Source organism: Flammeovirga sp. MY04 (assembly GCF_001682195.2).
Classification (GTDB): Bacteria; Bacteroidota; Bacteroidia; order Cytophagales; family Flammeovirgaceae; genus Flammeovirga; species Flammeovirga yaeyamensis.
In genome coordinates, this window is sequence record NZ_CP003561.2 from 1,600,815 (window position 1) to 1,618,923 (window position 18,109).

Here is an 18,109-nt window from a genome sequence, read left to right on the forward strand (position 1 = left end):
GAGATGAAAAAATTACTTTACATACTATTCGCTACAGCTTTACTAACTGTAGTTGGTTGTCAGAAAGATGACATTGACAGATCTGTAGGTTCGGAATACTTAGAAGATCTTAATTATAACGACAGTATTTTTACTCCTAACCAATCGGTAAAATCAAGCATTCCGGAATTTGAAGTGACTTATGGTGTTGCTTTTAATTTTGGCGGATTATTCATGAATGGTGAAGAAGTTGAAGATCAAGAAGAAAATATTTCAGTAGATAAAAATACAGGTGCTATTTCTGTAAAATCAACTGCTTTATTTGATAAAAATGAAGATTACAAGGTATCGGTAATTGCTTACACTATTAGTGGCGTTACTCCTCATCCGGATGCTTGGACATTCAGAATTACTGATCTTTTATACTATTCTGAGGCTCAACCTGAGGTAGGACCATTCTTAAATGCTACTATCTTTAATTTAGATGGTAACAGCAGCAATACTGAAATCTCATTCGATGAGTTCAAGATTGTTTCTGATAATGATACTATCTTAAATGCGATTACTATAGATGCTGAAACTGGTAATATTCAAAAAGTTAATTTCCTAGATGCAGGAGAATATACTTTCGATGTGGAAGCTATCTCTGGCGAGGATATTTACATGGCAAACATCACATTGACTATCGGTGAGCCTAACATTGTTTACCAACCAAATACATTTACTATCGAAGCTGTTCAAGATTTATCAGTTACTCCAATTACCCTTCAAAACTTAGAAGGATGTACTTTCACACTTGAAGGAATTGAGGGCTTAAATGGTATAACGATTGATGAAAATGGTCAGATTGAAGTTCCTGTAAATCACAATAGTGATAAAGACTCGTACAACATAACGGTTATTGCAACTGATGGAGAAAACTCTATCTCTTTTGAGAATGCTTTAACGATCAATGTTGTTGAAAGTATTGACCCAAATGTTGTTTACCAATACTCTAAAGTAACTTTATCACCTTGGTCTGCTTACAATCTAATTCCAACAGAATTTACATTACCATATTTAGCAACAGTTCGTCTTAATACAACACTTCCTACTGGTATGTCATTTGATGCTTCAAATGGTTCTATTACAGTTGAAGGAGATTTAGATTTAGAAAATGGTAACTACCCTGTTGACTTAACAGTAATTACTTCGGACGGTGCTGAAATTGACCTTGGTACACTTTCTACAATCGTTATTGAAAGAAGAGAGAAAGAAGTTATTTTCACAGATGATATGACATCAGATCAAATCGGTGATGTATATACCATTTTCCAAGCACAAAGAAATGAAACAACAGATGGTGTAGAAAATGATAGAGCTTCAGCTGGCTTCCTTTTAAATGATGGTTATAGAAACCAAATGCAAAGATGGAATAAAGATTATTGGAGAGTAGCCTACCTTGGTTTGTCTATTGATGCTTCTGAAATCATCAACGCTGAAATTGAGTTCTTCACCTACTTGAATAATGAACAACAAGAATATAGAGATGATCAAAATAACTTGATTTATAGAGAAGACTTCTTCCTATTTGGTTATTTATCAAATTATACTCAAAATATAGTTCCTGATATTGGAGGTAGAGATAATGATCAAGGTCTAAATGATGCTACTTTATCACGAGAAAATTCAGCGATAATAGCAAGAGATAAACAAGTTTGGACTAAATCAAATGCTGATGGAAATGCTATTCAGATTCCAAATGAGAGATTAAATGACAATAATCAACATCTTACAATGGTTTGGAAAGCCGAAAAAGATTACGATGAAATTCATGCATCAGGAATTGATCCAAATGGACCTAAAGCACATAACTTCCATGTGAAGAACATCACAATCAAAGCAAATAGAAAATTTGTGGAGGAAGTAGAGTAAATCATTCTTTTAAAGAGTGATGACATGAGGGAAGAATATTATTGCAAACAATAGTTATTCTTCCCTTTTTTTAAACTCAGAAAATCTTATCTTAGAAAGATGATCATTCTAAACATATAATATTTGAAATATTTATTACTTACATTCTTATTCCTTTTAGGAGGTTCACCTATCTTCGCTCAGTTTGAAGAAAACTTACAATTCGATCATTTCAGTGTTGAAAATGGATTATCTAGTCATATTGTTTATACTTCAGTAAACGATAAGAACGATTTCACTTGGATTGTCACTCCTTATGCAGTACAAAGATTTGATGGTAAATCGTTTAGAAATTATGAAATCATTGGTACTGACCAACAAGAAATTCACTTCTTTAAAAACCACTCAGGATTATATTTAGATTCCAAAGAACAGCTATGGTTTTATTGTCGTAAAGGGTTGTTCCTTTATGATGAAAATACCGATCGTTTCGAGGTTTTTAAATTAAAAGGGCAGCCTCAGCATAGAGGATATAACGGTATTACCGAAAACCAAGGTAATTACTACTTTTTATCATGGCAAATGATATTAAAGTGGAATCCTAAAAAGAATACTTTCAAAAAAATTAATCTAAACAAGCGAATTACATCAAGTTGTGACTATGGAACACAAGGGATGCTTATTGCTAGTCCTAACGGTTTACAGATTATAAAGAATGATGAAATTCAACCCTTTCAACTATACGGTATCAACTTAAAAGGGGCAGGCATTACTAGCCTATTTAAAAGTGCTGACAATACAGTTTGGATAGGCACTTACAATAAAGGCATCTATTTGATTAGAAATAATCAGATCCATCATATCAAAAAGAACATTGATTATAAAATCAGTGCCTTTTCTGCTTTTAATAATAAAGTTATTGCAGCTACAGACGGTTATGGTGTAATGGTGTTTGATTTGGATGGCCATGAATCTGATAAATCAAATATTAAATCCCTTAGCGGGCTAGCCATAAATGATTTAAATGTAGATGAACACAATCGTCTTTGGGTTTCTACATATGGTAAAGGTTTTTATTTACACAACCCTCATAAACCATATCTTAAAAAAATAAATACAGATCCTGATGCCCATATGAATTCGAATCATGGGTATTGTTCGTTTAGAGATTCTAAAAAGAGACTCTTGTTGGGTACTGACAAAGGTTTGGTAATTCGTGATAAAAACGCTAAAAAACGATTCTTGAGACCGAATCACTTTGTCAAAAACTTTAAGAAGAGCGACAGCTTTGTTATCAATAATATAGTAGAAGATAGACATCAAAATTTCTGGGTTTCTTCTTATGGCTTTGGCTTATTCTATCTAGATGGAAAGACATTCAAAGTCATCAAATCCATAAAAACATTTAACGCAAACGACAAAGAGTATAGCAGTAAGTTTATTGTTCAGCTTTTACTTTATGGCGATAATATCTATTTCAAATTGGTCAATGGGTTTATTTTTGAGATGGATATCAATACCTATAATTTTAAGTATCACCCCATTTCCAGTGTATCTCAGCTATTTTATAGTCCGCATCAAGGAAAACTATTTTTAGCCAATCATGAAGGTATACATGAGGTAACGAAAAAGTCTACAAAACTAATTGCTTTGCTTGATAAAAATACAGTGACTTGCTTTGAAGCCATCAATGATACCAAGATTTTAATTGGTACAGAATCTAATGGAATTTTCTTGTTTGATATCCAAAATGCAAGTATTACTCCTGTAGAAACAGAAGGGCGTATCAGTTTACCAAATCATGTTAATCAGATTATTAAATCTGGTTTTCAAGATTATTATGTGTTAGGTGATAACAGTATTTATAGTTTCACTTATCAAGAAGGAAAAGTTCATAATGTTCATCGTTTACTAAAGAAAATAGAAACCCATCAAGGATCAGGATGTATCAATAATAATTCATTGATAGTAGGAACATATGATGGTTTTTACTCCTTCCCTATCAATTTTAAATCGACTGATAATAATGTCAATAAACTCACTTTTGATAAGTTATATATCGATGGAAAATTAATGGTACCTGATGATAAAAATAGTCTTACTAAAAGTGTAAATGCAAGTGATACCATCTATTTAAATCACCCTGATAGAGGTTTTGCATTAGATTTAATAAGTCCAGATTATAGAAATGATGCCATCCTATACAATTGGAAATTAGAAGGGTTTGACGAAGATTATTCGAAGAGATCCATCTTATCGCAAGTAAAATATCAGAACCTTCCTTATGGTACTTATGAATTAAAGGTAAGTATGTTCTCAGGGAGAAAATTAAAGGAGCTCGATCATAGAAATTTAAGGATTATTGTAGCTCCTCCTTTCTGGAAAACTACTTGGGCCAAGGCGATATATTTCTTCCTATTTATAGTGATTTTATGGCTGATTTATAAGAATTACTACGATTACCTACAGCAAAAAAATCTGAAGGCAAGAAATGCTGTTTTTGCTGAAATTGCACACGAATTAAGAACGCCATTAACCTTAATGCAAGGTCCACTTCAAAAGTTAGAAGCTGATGCCAACTTAGATGAAACTGCCTCTAGACTATTAGGCATGATTCGAAGTAATTTAGTTAGATTGAATAAACGCATCTCTCAACTATTGGATTATGAGCGCATTAATCAGGTAAATGAGGAATTAATTGTAAAAGAATTTGATGTTATTGATCTTACGAAAACTTTATCTCGGGATTTTGAACCAATGCTAGAGAAGAAAGGGGTAAAGATTAATGTGCAATCAACATCAGATACTATTTCTGTAAAATTAGATTTTGATAAAGTAGAAAAGATCATCTATAATCTCATTTCCAATTCTATCAAATACACGAAAGAAAATGATGTGATCAACATTCAAATTGATCAAAAAGATGAACATTTTTCACTTAGTGTTGAAGATCATGGAATGGGTATTCCTAAGGAAAATCAAAAACACATTTTTAAACGCTTCTATAGAGCTGAAAATGTGATGAAAAACCAAAAGATTGGTAGTGGAATTGGTCTTGTACTTTCGTATAAATATTCTTCATTAATGAATGGCAAAATCTATTTCAAGAGTGAGGAAAATGTACAAACCACATTCTTTTTAGAGCTACCATTAAGAGTAGAAGGTTTAGAAAACGATACTGTTCCTAATGATATTTCACACTATGGTGAAGAGTTTTCCGAAAAGGATAAGGAAAAATATGATTTCAAAATTGCTGTTGCAGAAGATAATAAAGAGTTAAGAACATTTATTCAATCCGCATTATCTGATTCCTTCGAGGTAGATGTTTTCGAAAACGGCAAAGTCTGTTACGATGCATTGTTAGAAAACGATTATGACATCGTTATTTCAGATGTGATGATGCCAGAAATGAATGGATATGAACTTTGTGACAAGATCAAAGGCAATATAGAAACTTCCCATCTTCCAATTATCTTGTTAACAGCGCTAAATGCATCTATGTACAAAGCCGAAGGGTATATGCATGGTGCAGATCATTATGTGATCAAGCCTTTTGATATTCGAATGTTGAAGTTCAGAATCATCAATTTGGTAGAGAATCGTAAGACATTAAGAAGCTTGTATCAAAGTAAAATACAAGAGGGTGTTGTCATTCCAAAGATCAATGAGAAAGTGGATAGTTTGGATGATCAGTTCTTAACGAAGATAGACGAACTTATTGATAATCACCTAACTGACCCGAACTATAACGTTATGGAGATCTGTAAAGATGTGGGAATGAGTCGTCCGGTTTTGTATAGAAAACTAAAAGCATTAACAGATTTATCGCCTAAAGAATATATACAAACGAAAAGATTAAATCACGCTAAAAAATTGCTACTCGAATCAGACGAAAGTATCAGTAATGTTGCTTACGAAAGCGGATATTCTGATCCTAAATATTTCTCGACTGTGTTTAAAAAGCAGTTTGGTATGAGTCCAAGTGAATATTTAAAATCATTTGAATCAAAAAATTAGTAATTTTAAGCACAACATTAGATCATCATTAATTACCAATTATAAATGGATTTAAAAAAACATATCAGAGATATTCAAGATTTCCCAAAGCCAGGTATCGGTTTTAAAGATATTACTACTTTATTAATCAACCCTGAAGCGATGAAAGAAGCCTTAAATCAATTTGTTGATTTAGCAAAAGGCAAGGGAATTACAAAAGTGGTCTCAATGGAATCAAGAGGTTTCTTTTTCGGTCCTATGATCGCTTTAGAAATTAATGCAGGTTTTATTCCTGTAAGAAAGCCGGGTAAATTGCCCGCTGAGACTATTGCTCAAGAATATGCTTTGGAATATGGTACAGATACCTTAGAAATACACAAGGATGCTATTCAGAAAGGTGACAAAGTGCTTATCCACGACGATGTATTAGCTACTGGCGGTACTGCTGAAGCTGTGGTAAAATTAGTAGAAGCAGCAGGTGGAGAAGTGGTTCAACTTGATTTTATCATTGACCTAACTTTCTTGAATGGAATTGATAAACTAGAAGGATATCAAGTTAATTCTTTAGTACAATATTAATCACAAAGCTGTCTTGTTGAAGGCAGCTTTTTTTTATTTCCTACTATGAGTCATTTATATATTCAAACTATTACTACGTCTGCTCTTCAAACACCTCAATTTTATCAAACACTTGGTTATGATATCGTGGAGGTTGAAAACACTAAATGGGCAGCATCTATCTCTTCAATCATTAAAATAGGAGAACATCAGCAAGATCGTTTAGGTCTAGTATTATTTGATGCTCAAGCTTCATCACTTTTATCTGATAAAGGATATAAAGTGTTCAACAACACGATCAATGATTTTGTAATATCCCCTTCAGGCGTCAAAATATATATTCACTCTACTCCTGCTCCTTCTTTTGAGAACAACAATCCTCTTGTTGCAGGTAACTGTATGGGTATTTCTTTAGAAACGCCTTCTATGGAAGATTCTGTGGCATTTTGGGAAGCTTTAGGGTTCAGTATTGCTATGGGTGAGATCAGTCAAGGATGGGTGGCTATGTCGCACTCCTCAGGAAGTATGATCAGCTTAATGAAAACAGGAATTTGTCCTCATCAATTCTTTAACCCTTCTCTGACTTTCTTTAACGGAAAAGAAGGAAACCCTGTAGTGATTGATAAAATCAGAAAATTAGATATCGAGATAGCAGAAGAAATCACACATTTCAACAAAGAAAACATCGTAGATAACATCATCATTAAAGATCCAGCCGGAATAGGCTTTTTTATCTTTAATGATTAGAAATAACTATAAAAGCGTACAAGCAATGTGCACAAAAAAAGGTGATTTCAATTTTATTGAAACCACCTTTCTTTTCGTCGTACAGTATTACTTTTTAAATTTTGTAGTCAATTTACTCAGAATTCGATTTGAATATATCATTCCTGACAATATGATTCCGAGTCCGAATAACTTAATAAGTCCAAAAAATATTTCAGTCATATTTAAGTAGTTAATAATTCTACAATTTAGTTGATTGTTGAGTTGGTGTTATAGTGTATATAACCGTCAATATAGTTATTGATTTTTGTCAAAATAGCCCCTTTCATGTCTCCACATCTTTGCTTTTGGCTTTCTGAACAAATTTCTTCGATGGCGTCGTAGGTTCTTTGATAAACCATTTGCTCCACATCTTTAAAGTCTTGAGAGTTGGTATCATAAATGTACTTTGCTCCCATTAATACTTTATTGTAAGAGTTTAGCTTTTCTTTTAAATCAGCTACTTGAGCATCATCAAAACCAAGCATTTCTTTTACTTTACCCAATTCGTATTCTGTGATTTGAATAATACCTAGAGTAATTAGACTTTCTCTGTCTAATTGCTTATTTCTCTTCTCCCAGAATTGAATTTGTTTTTCGTTTCTTAATTGAAAATTATTTTCTGCGATACCAGAAACTGCATTTACGTAGTCTCTCCTTAATTCTCTAATCTCAGCTACCTGTTGATCAGAAAGAGTAATAACACTTGTAAGCCAATCGATATATTCATCGACTGCCATTCTACTTTGGTTATCATTCTCTGCGTGAATAAGCTGGACAAAAAGTACAAAGAATAAAGCTGATAGTAATTTTTTCATTTTGTTTTCGATAAAAATATTAGCGTTAGTAACGTTGATAAAATAGAGTTGATTTATCAGACTTGTCTATTTAAAAAAAATAAGATTAGTTATATTATTTCTTGTAATCGTCATATTACACTTCAAAGTTAATAATTATTAAACATTTTTCAAATTATTTTAAGGTGACATTAGACATTTAACTTAATAAAAGTCAATGTTATGAGTTATAAATAAGAATTAAGAAGTAACAATAAAAAATGCTATGATTAGATGTAACTAAACATAGCATTTTAAATTCATCAACTTGAAATATGAACTTAGAATTAGAGTATTTTGTTTTTCTTGATGCTGTTTTTTTGCTGCATACTGGTCTGAATGATATTATCACATATATTCTTAGCTTCTAAAGCATCTCGTTTGATATCACCCGTTTTAAGGTCGACAAAGGCAACTACAATATCATCTAGGCGTTTAATTAGTTCCTTTTGTCTAGAAAGATTTTCCATCACCACTTCAAGCGTCTGAACATGTTCTTTTAGTTTTTCATATTGATGGTATTTATCATCCAACTGCTTATTAAAAATCGCCTTAGTATTGATTGTTATCATATCATATTCCTTTTTATAGGAATCGTTACTTTGGCTCTTAATATATAAACCTTTTAGAAGTTCTTGCTTGTCCTTATACAATCGTTTTAAAACAGAAGTTCTTTTTGATAATACCATATGATTATCAATTCTAAGCTTCTCCAATGTTTTAACTTTCTGAGATAGAATCTTGATATTGTTTTCAACATGCATTACTTGGTGTGCCTGATGTTCCAATATGTTCAGACTTACATTAGCAGTTAATAAATATTCCAATCTCCCCAAGAACTTGATTTGTCTGGCTGATAGATTTCTCAAATCTCGGCTTGCCTTGTCTAATTTGGAAACAATAGAGTCTTTCTCTACCTCAAGTGCAGCAAGGTGTTGAACAGATATAGCAATTGCTGAATCTATACCTACTAAACGTGCTTCTTGAACTCCGATATAATATTCATCGTAATCTACCTGTCTTCTTGACTTTCTTAATTCAGGGTAATTCTTTTGCCCTAATTTATACTTCAGTTCCTGATAATAAGAATAAGCATTATTTACCTCATCATTTTTTGTCTTTATCTCCTCCTTATTGATCCAATTTCTGTCAATAAATTTCTGTCTTTTTTCAATGGGTTGTTGCAAGTAATGTCTTGCCCAAAGTTTTAAGGCATCGATCTCAATGGAAGAATAAATATCGATATATCTTAAATAAGAGTAGGCAGAACTTGTCGCTTCCTCATAATACTTAGTCAGTTCCTTTTCCAATTCTTCTTTTGTAATGGTAGAATCTTTTTTATTTAATATTGACTCTGCCATTTTTAAAGAAGCAACTCCCATAGTAGAAAAATTTCTTTTATTATAAGTAATAGCATTCTTGGCATCTATGTAAAAAGACTCTGCATCCTCTAATAAAATATATTCGTCCAAAAACGGAGAATTTCTAATAGGTTCATTTACTAAAGGGAAATTACCGGCTATAAAGTCTTGAACAGTTACTTCATACTCCAATAATTGCCAAATTGGATTGGATGGCAAATGTGTTTCAATAAAAATTCTTGGAGATGGACAAAAATAACTGTAGTCTACTTTATTTATAAACTGAGGCTTAAAGAATTCATTCTTCTTTTTAAAGAAAGACTTTTTTTCTTGTTGCTTTGAAATAATACCACTACCCCATGTTACATCAATTAAATGCCATTCTCCATCTAAATAAGCGGAATTCCAAGAATGATTTGCTTTGTAAAAGTTGGTGGTGATACTTTTATTATCAGTAAAAATATGCCCCGTAATTAAATGTGCCTCAATGTTTGCTTTCTCGCATAATTTTAAAAACAAATTAGCGAAATCATGACTTACTCCTTTTCTCTTTTTTAAGATATCTTCAGCAGACTCAAACATCTGCTTTTTATCGTTGTATGCTTTAATATCTAATTCGATATTATGAGTAATCCAAGTATAAATATTTAAAGCTTTTTGACGATCAGAACGTGCATTGTCAGTTAAATAAGAAGATAATTTAGTAACGGATGTCGTAGCATATTTTGGAGCATACTTCGCCTCTTCCCTCACTTCTCTTATTTGAGCGTAACAATTATAAGTTAAAAAAAGTATTATAGTTAATAGTGTTGACTTGTTCATTATCAAGATCAGTCGATTAAAGTAGTTATTTATCAGTACACAATAGAATAACTGAATTATAGTGAAAATTATTATATAAAATCCCCTAGAAGTCTAAAAAAAATTAATTCCACATAAACACAATCTGAATGCTCAAGTTAATTGTATTGGTCTCTAAATAGTTGAATTAATGTGATTTGTATTTGGGGTAAATTTAGCTCAAACGTCTATTGGGCTAATTTTCAAACTATTACAGTATCTTAAAAAATCAAAACAAAAATAAAGCCATAACATTAAGTTGTTATGGCTGAAATATTATTTTACTATTACTTTTTCTGTAAATGTTTGGCTCCCTATCTTAATTTCAGTGAGAATGAGGCCCGTTCCGTAAATCATCGGTATTTTGGTATATCCCTCCGTCTGTATATCTAATAAGGTCTGACCTGCAGAGGTATACAACTTGATACTCATGATCTCATTTCCATTATTGGAAATATTCAGATACTCACCAGAATTAACAGGGTTTGGATAAACAGTTAAAGCTGTTGTACTTTCACCGTTATGGATGGTTATTGGTCCATGGAAAGAGTATTTACCATCAAAATCCACTTGTTGTAGACGGTAATAAATTACACCATTAAAATCTGGAAGGTCGTCTTGATAACTATATTTAAGGGGGACGTTACTATTTCCTGCTCCTGCTACTTTTCCTAAATCATTCCAACTGTTATTATCAAATGATCTTTGTACAATAAATTCTTTATTATTTAGCTCGGTAGCTGTAGACCAAGAAAGATCTACTTTATCGCCATTGATTTCCGCGTTAAAATATATCATTTCAACAGGTAAATCTGTAGTACATTCTTCTGTTGAATTATTGATATTACATGGGAAATCATTTTCCGCTGCCTCAGAAAATGATGCATTAGGTCCAAGACATATACCTGAACATTGTATTTGATCATCATCGATTTGATCCCATTCCTCAATTTCTGTATTGATGATCAATTGAGAACAATCGTCCATAATAATCTCTACTTCCTTTACAATTTCACTACCTTTAGCAAAATCTAAATAAGAACAACCCGATAAAATAATATGTGAATTTTTGATCTCACTTTCAGAAAAAGATAACAAAGAATTATCCTTTACATAGAAAAAATTATCATCGTTATCTTTATCAAAGGTGCCTCTTTCTGTATTTAAAAAGAGCAATTGTGAGTGATCCTCAACAGTCACTTTTACACCTTTCCATTGTAGACCATCTACGGCTACTTTTAAAACAGAATTATTTAAAACATGTATTTCTACATTATTTAAATCTTTATATCTATCATTAGACCATGTTTGATCTTGTGTGACAGTTAATAAATCACCTTCTGTTTCAGTAAAATCTAAAAATTCATCATCGTCACTGGAAGAACAGGAAAAAAGAAATAAGAATACGAAAGAAATTAATGGGAAATATTTTTTCATCATGATATTATTTTTTGTTTGATATCAACTTATATCAAACCTTACGTAATATCACCAAAAAAATTATTTAATTATAAAGTTTGGAGAAACACCTGCAGTCCAATTTAATTCAGCCATAGATTTAGCATATTCTGACTTCATTTTATACAATTTTGTCTGAGCTTCAATTAACTTACCTTCACGGACATTCATATAAAATACAGAACTTTCACCGGCATTAAATTTATCTGTTTCACCTTGCAAAAGAATTTCGTAATTCTCTGACATTTCTTGTTGCATATCGGTTAGTTCCACATAGTTTTCTACCATTAAGAAAGCTTTTTGGATGTCGTTAGAAAGCTCTCTTCTTTTCATTGTCATTTTAAACTCAATGTCTTGCACCTTAAGTTTAGACATTTGAAGTTTAGCTCTTTCTTTTCTTAAAAATAGAGGCATTGAGAAGGTGGCACCGAATTTATAATTTTCTTCCAATCCATATTCCCAACTAGAAGCAGTTGTTCCCAAATAGTTGTATTTAAGATTCAATTCTGGCTTTACTGATTCTCTAGCCAATCTTTGATCTAAATTCAACACGGTTGTTTTTGCCTGTAGAGAGATTAAATCAGGGTGTCCAACTAAAGCCTGATTGGTTAGATCTTCTAAGTTTGGAAGAGCTTCTACACCCATTTCCTCAGGTTGAATATCGTCCATGATTTCTAATGGCTCATTATTTTCATTCCAAAGGTGATTAGAAAGTATCAGTTTTGCTTTTTGCAAGTCCAATTCAGCCATTTTCAAGTTGATTTCTCTTTGCTGAATTGTAATTTGAGCTTCTACTCCATCGACAGCTGCTAAATCTCCTTGCTTAATTCTTTCGTCAACTGATTCCTTTCTGAAGGTAGCCAATTCGAACCCAGTTTCTGCTAATCTAAATTGATGATAGGCAAAATACCAACTCCAATAATCTTTGGCTATTTGAAGAACTAATTTGTTGATTACCTTAATTTGTTCTGCCTCTGTCATTTGTTGCATGGCAAAACCTTTTTTCAAAGAGGCACGTCTCTCGTCCATCAAAAGGCCTTTCAGTACAGGTAATTCCAAGCCAATATACATTAAGCCGTTTCCGCTATCAGTATCGTTTTCAGGATTGAGGTAGCTACCTTGATTACGCTCGTACCCTACATTCAAGTTACCCGCCCATAATGGTACTTTAGCGTAACTATTCCATTTTTGGTAGTACTCTTTATTCTTAAATACCTTTTGATCGTATTTAGATTCTAATTTAGGGTCAAAAGAACCACGACCTAAACGTACCTGCATCCTAGCTTGTTCAGACAAAAGATCTGCCTGTTGGTACACTGGGTGATACAACATGACAAGCTCATATAAATCTGCAAGAGTGATTATTTTTACTTCTTCTTGAGCATGAGTAGAAAGCACAGAGAAAAAGAATAATAATGAGAATGATATTTTTTTAAACCTATTTCTTAGCATCTTTTTTATCACTGCCTTTATAATCGTTTAAACTAGGTGGGAAACCATTAATCTGACGCCACAATTCGTACCAAATCGGAACTTCTTCTAACATTACCCAACCGAAAACACCTGTACCCATTCTTAATTCAGGTGGCCAATCATCATCTTTTTCTTTCTTATCTTGAATAATTAAGACTCTAAAAGTACCATCTGCTTGATTCATAAAATCGACAACCTCAACTCGACCACCAAAAGTACCTACACTAACACTTGGCCAACCTGAGAATTGAATGGAAGGCCAACCATCGAAACGTAAACGAACGTGTCTTCCTTCTTCTATAAGTGGAACATCCATTGTTTTTACATAAATGGCTGCGGCCAATTGTGGAGCATCAGGAACTAAGGTTAACAAAGCTTGTCCACTCTTAATGTTTTCTCCTAAACCACTATTTAAAGCTTGTACTACCACCCCTTTTTGTGGTGCTCTAATGACTCTCATACCTGCACGAATTTCCATACTAGACAACTCGTTTCTTGCTTTTGCTAGTGCAGCATCACTATCTGCAATGTCAGATAATGTGGTAGAAAGTTCAGAGTCTGTTTTTGCGATTTTATCTAAAGCTTCATTTCGTGCAGCATTTTTTCCAAGTACTGCATTTTGATATTCATTTCTTGCCATCTCTAATTTTGTTCTGGCAGAAACTTCTTTACTTACACTTTGTTGATACTTCGATCTAAAGGTTTCTAATTTAGTTAATGAAATTAGACCTTTATTATGAAGTTCTTCATTGGCTTTATATTGACGGCTGGCGTTCTTCAGATCCACTTTTGAAGCCTCCCAAGCAATACTATCTCCTTCAATCTTTAAAATTGATTGCTCAATTTTATTATCAAACTGTTGAAGTTTAATGACTAATCCAGCTTTTAGAGCCTCTAATTGTCTTTGCTTCGCTAATACTTTATCTTCTTTTGCACTAATTGCATTGCCTTTTGCTCTAATACCTTCTTCTAAACGAAGAATCATGTCGGGGTCAATGTATTTATCTTTCACCTCGGCAATTGTAAGAAGCACTTGTCCAGAATCTACATGTTGACCTTCCTGTACATTCCATTGTGCAATTGTACCATCAATTGGACTTTGAATTTTCTGTGGTCTATCTTTTGGTGTCAAAGCAGTTATTTCACCTCTAGCTCTAATGTTCTGTTGCCATGGTAAGAATAGAACCACACAAAAAAGCACCATGATAATGATAAGTATTCTTGCTACTTTCTTTGCCTCACTTGGTGTGTTTAGTGTATTTAATGTCCCAAAACGTTTATCGTATTGGTCTTTATCGCTAGAGTTATGCGGTGTTATGTTCAGCATTTTAATATCAATTAGTTGTTAGTAGTTAAGAAACAGTTTCTAAAACTATCATGACCTTTTACTTCGTCAATTGTTCCAATAGTCTCTACTTTACCATCACCCATAATGGCAACTCTGTCACACAAGGTAGATAAAATAGGATCGTTACCAACAAAAATTAATGTCCATGGATTTTTTTTATCGATTAGGAAGTTCAGAATCTTAAATCTCATCTGACTGTCCAATTCTTGGAATGTTCTGTTAAATATGAGTAAACGAGGATGATCGGCAATACATCTTGCCAAAATAAAACGAATAGCCACACTTTCTGAGAACACATGAGAAGAACCCGTAATCACAGTATTCAAACCTTCAGGTTGTTTTTGAACAAATTCTAAAAGGTCCACACTTTCTAAGGCCCAAATTATATCTTCGTAGGTAATACTTTCACGGCCCATTTTAATATTCTCATAGAGAGAACCATCAAAAAGTTCTTCTTCCGAAAGGTTTTTAGCAATTGAACTTCTTAAATCAATAAGATCTACATCTCTAAGATTAAATCCATCGTATGAGATTGCTCCTTTATAATCTTCTAGGAAAGAGGCTAAGGCATAAACCATGGTATCTTTACCAGAGTTATTATGACCACCAATACACATTCTTTCACCAGATTTAATATCAATATTTACTCCGTTTAATGCTGTTCTGTGACCATGATAATCGTATTTCACATCTTTCATTTTCACAGCAAAACCTTTTCTACCTTTTTCTTTCTTAACGAAAACTCCGCCTTTTCTTTCTAAAGGTAGATCGGTTACATGAGCAATTTTGTCAACTGCAGTAAGCATATCGTAAGCTACTTCCATAGAAAGTACTAGTTTCTCTGATGCTGAAAGTACCAATACAATAACAATTTCTGATGCAACGAACTGACCAAGATTCATTTCTCGGTTTATCACTAACCACGAACCTATAATCAAGAGACCACCTGTTACCAATGTTTTAAAGATATATACAAAGATAAACTGATTGATGACTACATTAAATTGCTTTTCTCTATAGTGTAGATAATGGTTCGTTAAGTTTTCCGTTCTTTCCATTGGTAAGAATGTTCTACCAGCAATTTTAAATGATGGTAAAGTTCTCGCCATTTCTTCCAACCAATGTACTACTTTATACTTGTACTTTGATTCTACCATATTGGCGGCAAGCGCTTTAGGCCCAGTAAACCAGAATAAAATGACTAGTGTACTTATAAGCACCACACCAAATACAATAAATAATGGGTGATAGAATGAAAGAAGGATCATACCGAACAAAATCTGAAGAACGGCACCCGAGAGATCAATTAAGAATTTTGGCAAACTTTTCTGAATGGTAATTACATCAAAAAAGCGGTTCATAAGTTCTGGAGTATTAGCACTTAATAAGGATTCTAATTTAATTCTTGGCAGTCGGAAGGTGAATTCAAATGCTGCTTTCACGAATACCCTCCTTTGCAAGGTCTCCACAACTTTTAACTGCATTATTTGAAGCATTCCAGTAAACATGGTAAATAAGATGATTAAACCAATCATTACTGTAATGGAATCGATCACCACACCACCTGCAATTAATTCGATTACTGTTTGTACACCTAGTGGCAATACTAAACCAAATAATGAGATAAGAAGCGCGTAGATATAGATATAACTAATATCTTTTTTCTCTGCCCCCAACAACCTACTTAACCTAGCTATTGATGTATTCTTCTTTTTTGTCTCATCGTCTGAAATAAGAGGTTTATTTGAAATCGGAATTGCATAAGTCACTTCACCATCATCGTTTCTAACGAGTTTTTCAATGGCTAAGTCTATATTTATTTCCTTATCCTGACCTAATTTATCTACAGAGAAAGCTTTTATTGTTCCGTGGCTATCCGGACAAAAAACAACAGGTGTAGCCACACCGTCTAACATTGATTCTACAATGTAGGGTGTAATACTTTTTTCAAGATGTGATAATAATTCATTAATACTACCATCTGTTTTAACAATAGCTAATTCAAAATTATCTGCATATCGTATAAACATGTCCCAAAAATTATCATCAGATTCATGATTAATGATGGGTTCATCCGCATTGATATCAATCTTGTGATTGATTTGAGATGACAGTAGTATACTAAGTTTCTTATATCCTTTGTTAGTCATAAAACTAAGAAGTTGATCAAGTTGAGTTAGATTTCAATCGTTGGATGAAATAATGCAAAGCATAAAATCAGAAAATTATTAAGGAATAATTATATCTAATTTCTTTTAAATGCAAATAACTACAATCAATCATTAAAGTTTGAGTGTTTTGACAAAAATTTCTTTAAAACATATATTATAATTTGTGAAAATTGAGTTTATACAAATTTTTGACCTAAAAAGTAGGCTGACTCGGCAAAGGTTTTATGTATGATCAAAAATATATATTCCACTTATTTGTAGGATAAAATATTATTGGGATCGACTACTTTTTTTAAACGGTGAAAAATTTTCACTTCTCTTTTATGTACTTCTCCATCAGATTCAATCATTTTTCTGAAAAGTACAAAAGCCTTATTCTTTTTTGTAATGGTCATTCTCTTAATGGTAGCGGCTACATCTTCAAAACTTAAACTATTGGCATCTAGTGGAGAGGAAATAGGTAAATTCAATTTTTCAATAAGATCGACCATGAATTTGATCTCACCTTGATGTACTTTACCATCTGCTGCAGCGATCATATTAGAAAATCGTAAAATACATAGTTTTTCCTGAGGAGTGTAGTCTTGGGCTTCCAGTAATTCAAATTGATTAGTAAGAGTATTCATATAGTTCTTTTAGGTTTAACACTACAAAACTAACACAAACACTTTACAATTGTATCATTCTAACACCTTGAACTTAAGATGATTATAGAACTTTCTTCTAAAAACACAATTCGAAATCTTGAGGTACTCTCCTAGCGGTTTAGTATTTTTTCAATAATTTCTCCAAAGTTTGTCACCTTAAATGCTTCTCCGATAGCTTCAAATCCCCAATGATTATTCTGTTTGTTTAAACTCCCCATTAACAATGCATTTTGATCAGCATACGTTTCCACATCAGTGACATCATAGGAAGCATAAGTGTAGTTGATTTTATAAGGGGTACCATCATACATTCTTATTTTAGCGAATGGAACTTCAGAAAAACCACCTTCACCCACATGATTTAAAAAGAAATAGATATTACTAATTTTTGAATCCACTTTATTTAAATCAATGATGATTACCTCATTATCTAAACCATCATCTCCGTCAGTATCTCCTGTTACATCATCACCACTATGTCTTAAGGCACTATCATAAGAAATTAGTTTTCCTTCATCTATAGTATTAGAATGAATTTGAACGTTTTTGTATTTTGGTGAGAATATATAGTCAACAATGTTATTTTGATCATCAAGCATTAAAACGCTTAAATCCAAATCTACATTGATCACTTTTTTATACAAACCTAAGAATACAGGTTTTTGAATTGCACCCCAATTTACACCAACGCAAAAGTGGCTCAAGCTTTTTTCTGCTCCAGATTCAAGATTAAAGTGTTCACCTTTTAGTAATTCAATCGTCATTTTATTTTATTGATGAAAGT

At 32.6% G+C, this 18,109-nt stretch carries 12 protein-coding genes; 4 read left to right on the forward strand and 8 right to left on the reverse strand.

Annotation, left to right across the window (positions count from 1 at the left end; genetic code table 11):
* Positions 1-3: 3 nt before the first annotated feature.
* From MY04_RS25880 to MY04_RS25895, 4 genes are all read left to right on the forward strand, one after another.
* Entirely contained in the window at positions 4-1,893 is a 1,890-nt protein-coding gene (locus tag MY04_RS25880) for a putative Ig domain-containing protein (protein WP_066215797.1), read from the forward strand.
* Positions 1,894-2,016: 123 nt separating this feature from the next.
* Positions 2,017-5,889 carry a hybrid sensor histidine kinase/response regulator transcription factor gene (locus tag MY04_RS25885; RefSeq protein ID WP_066215799.1) on the forward strand — a complete coding sequence of 1,291 codons (3,873 nt, stop codon included), beginning with the start codon at positions 2,017-2,019 and terminating at the stop codon, positions 5,887-5,889.
* 45 nt (positions 5,890-5,934) lie between these two features.
* On the forward strand, positions 5,935-6,447 hold the full coding sequence (locus tag MY04_RS25890) for an adenine phosphoribosyltransferase (protein ID WP_066215800.1): 513 nt from the start codon (positions 5,935-5,937) through the stop codon (positions 6,445-6,447).
* Positions 6,448-6,492: 45 nt separating this feature from the next.
* A complete protein-coding gene (locus MY04_RS25895) occupies positions 6,493-7,173 on the forward strand; it encodes a hypothetical protein (RefSeq protein WP_066215802.1) in 681 nt (226 codons plus the stop codon).
* A 227-nt stretch (positions 7,174-7,400) separates the two neighbouring features.
* On the opposite strand, the gene MY04_RS25900 is transcribed toward MY04_RS25895, so the two are convergent.
* From MY04_RS25900 to MY04_RS25935, 8 genes are all read right to left on the reverse strand, one after another.
* Positions 7,401-8,009, reverse strand: coding sequence for a hypothetical protein (locus MY04_RS25900; protein ID WP_066215805.1), 609 nt, complete (start codon positions 8,007-8,009; stop codon positions 7,401-7,403).
* A gap of 305 nt (positions 8,010-8,314) precedes the next feature.
* Positions 8,315-10,210: a transglutaminase domain-containing protein gene (locus MY04_RS25905; protein ID WP_066215806.1), complete on the reverse strand. Its 1,896-nt coding sequence runs from the start codon at positions 10,208-10,210 to the stop codon at positions 8,315-8,317.
* A 294-nt stretch (positions 10,211-10,504) separates the two neighbouring features.
* Positions 10,505-11,668, reverse strand: a complete 1,164-nt coding sequence (locus MY04_RS25910; RefSeq protein ID WP_066215809.1) for a T9SS type A sorting domain-containing protein — start codon at positions 11,666-11,668, stop codon at positions 10,505-10,507.
* A gap of 60 nt (positions 11,669-11,728) precedes the next feature.
* Positions 11,729-13,138, reverse strand: a complete 1,410-nt coding sequence (locus MY04_RS25915) for a TolC family protein (RefSeq protein ID WP_066215811.1) — start codon at positions 13,136-13,138, stop codon at positions 11,729-11,731.
* Positions 13,125-14,486 carry an HlyD family secretion protein gene (locus tag MY04_RS25920; protein WP_066215816.1) on the reverse strand — a complete coding sequence of 454 codons (1,362 nt, stop codon included), beginning with the start codon at positions 14,484-14,486 and terminating at the stop codon, positions 13,125-13,127. The genes MY04_RS25915 and MY04_RS25920 overlap by 14 nt, the downstream gene beginning before the upstream one ends.
* An 11-nt stretch (positions 14,487-14,497) precedes the next feature.
* A complete protein-coding gene (locus MY04_RS25925; protein ID WP_084006140.1) occupies positions 14,498-16,657 on the reverse strand; it encodes a peptidase domain-containing ABC transporter in 2,160 nt (719 codons plus the stop codon).
* Positions 16,658-16,929: 272 nt separating this feature from the next.
* On the reverse strand, positions 16,930-17,304 hold the full coding sequence (locus MY04_RS25930; protein WP_066215818.1) for a tellurite resistance TerB family protein: 375 nt from the start codon (positions 17,302-17,304) through the stop codon (positions 16,930-16,932).
* A gap of 131 nt (positions 17,305-17,435) precedes the next feature.
* Positions 17,436-18,089 (reverse strand): TerD family protein, encoded by a 654-nt coding sequence (locus MY04_RS25935; RefSeq protein WP_066215819.1) that lies wholly within the window; start codon positions 18,087-18,089, stop codon positions 17,436-17,438.
* Between the last annotated feature and the right edge of the window lie 20 nt (positions 18,090-18,109).